This is a genomic window from Phocaeicola sp. RTP21198st1_B8_RTP21198_201120, from assembly GCF_040929485.1.
Taxonomy (GTDB): Bacteria; Bacteroidota; Bacteroidia; order Bacteroidales; family Bacteroidaceae; genus Phocaeicola; species Phocaeicola dorei.
Genome location: NZ_JBCOCI010000230.1, coordinates 378 through 1,949 on the forward strand (window position 1 = coordinate 378; position 1,572 = coordinate 1,949).

The window sequence follows — 1,572 nt, forward strand, 5'->3', positions numbered from 1 at the left end:
TACGATTCTTGTCCGAGACTGATGTTAGCAATCTCTTTCAAACGAAGTACCTCACCATTCTTAGTACTGCGAATCACGATCTCTCCAAATTCCTCGGGAGTCATCAATCGACCGCGGTATTTCATGGTATACGCTTTAGCTTCCTTGGAATTCTCACCAATGGAGCCTGTTGCAGCTTCAATGTTTTGTGAGGCCAGTGCGGCAGTCACATCGGAAGGAATCAGTTTGTACTGCGCCATGACGTCAGGTTTAAGCCATACACGCATGGAATAGACACCACCCATCACCTGCACATCTCCCACTCCGGAAATACGCAAGATAGCAGGTTTCAAATTAATATTGATATAGTTCGAGAGAAAGTTCTCGTCTAATGAGCTATCAGGACTATGCAAGGTAAATATCTGGAGCATACCGTTCTGTCGCTTGTTGACACTGACACCCACACGGGTCACTTCCGCAGGAAGTTGTCCGGCAGCTTTCGACACACGGTTCTGTACATTGACAGCGGCCATGTCCGGATTGGTACCTTGTTTAAAGTAAATGGTTATTTCGGCTGAACCGGCATTGGAAGCACTGGAAGTCATATAAGTCATATCTTCCACACCATTGATGGCTTCCTCCAACGGAGCGATGACACTCTTCTGCACCGTTTCAGCACTGGCACCGTCGTATGCAGTGTACACCTGAACGGTAGGAGGGGCAATATCGGGATATTGCTCCACGGGTAGGGTGAATAACCCGATAATCCCCACCACTACAATCACAATGGAAAGGACGGCGGAGAGCACGGGACGTTCTATAAATATTCGTAAGTTCATTGTTTCTTCAATTTTGAGTTAGTTGCTTCTTCTTTGTTATCGGCATTCCATCCTGTAGCAATCCGACACCTTCTGTCACGATTTCATCCCCTATGGCAAGTCCGGTCGTCACGATGTAATCCTGTCCACCGTCCACACGTTCCACACTTACTTGGGTAGAATGCGTTTTACCATCCACTACCTTATAGACAAAGACCTTGTCCTGCACTTCGTAAGTTGCCGCACGAGGAATGATGATACCGTCTTTGTAGACCGATGGAACCACCACATTTCCCGAACTTCCACTATGTAGCAGTCCGTTCTTGTTGGGAAATGCAGCCCGTACACTGACGGTTCCTGTCGAAGCATCCACTACTCCGCTAATAGTTGCTATGGTACCTTTTTCTTCGTAAGTAGTCCGGTCATTCAGCACTAGCTCGATGGCAGGCATCGACTGCAAAGCCTTGTCTTTAGAACCATATTGGCGAATAAGCCCTAAGAGTTGGTTTTCCGTCATTGAGAAGTAAACATACATATCCGAGTTGTCTGATACGGTAGTCAGTGGTTGTGCCATTCCGGCACTGACAAGCGTACCAACGCGATAGGGCAATGTGCCGATCACTCCATCCGAGGGACTTTTCACTTCGGTGTAGGAAAGATCATTGGCAGCACTCAACTCCTGCGCCTTGGCTTGTGCGCGTCCGGCTTTTGCCATCAACAGATTATTCTCGGCCGTTTTCAATTCATAAGCCGAAATGACGTTTTGAGCGAAGAG

Annotated in this window: 2 protein-coding genes; both read right to left on the reverse strand. The window is 47.7% G+C overall.

Annotation, left to right across the window (positions count from 1 at the left end; translation table 11 throughout):
• A partial coding sequence (locus tag AB5935_RS24865) for an efflux RND transporter permease subunit (protein WP_368327741.1) occupies positions 1-818 on the reverse strand: 818 nt, incomplete at its 3' end.
• A gap of 7 nt (positions 819-825) precedes the next feature.
• A partial coding sequence (locus tag AB5935_RS24870; RefSeq protein ID WP_368327742.1) for an efflux RND transporter periplasmic adaptor subunit occupies positions 826-1,572 on the reverse strand: 747 nt, incomplete at its 5' end.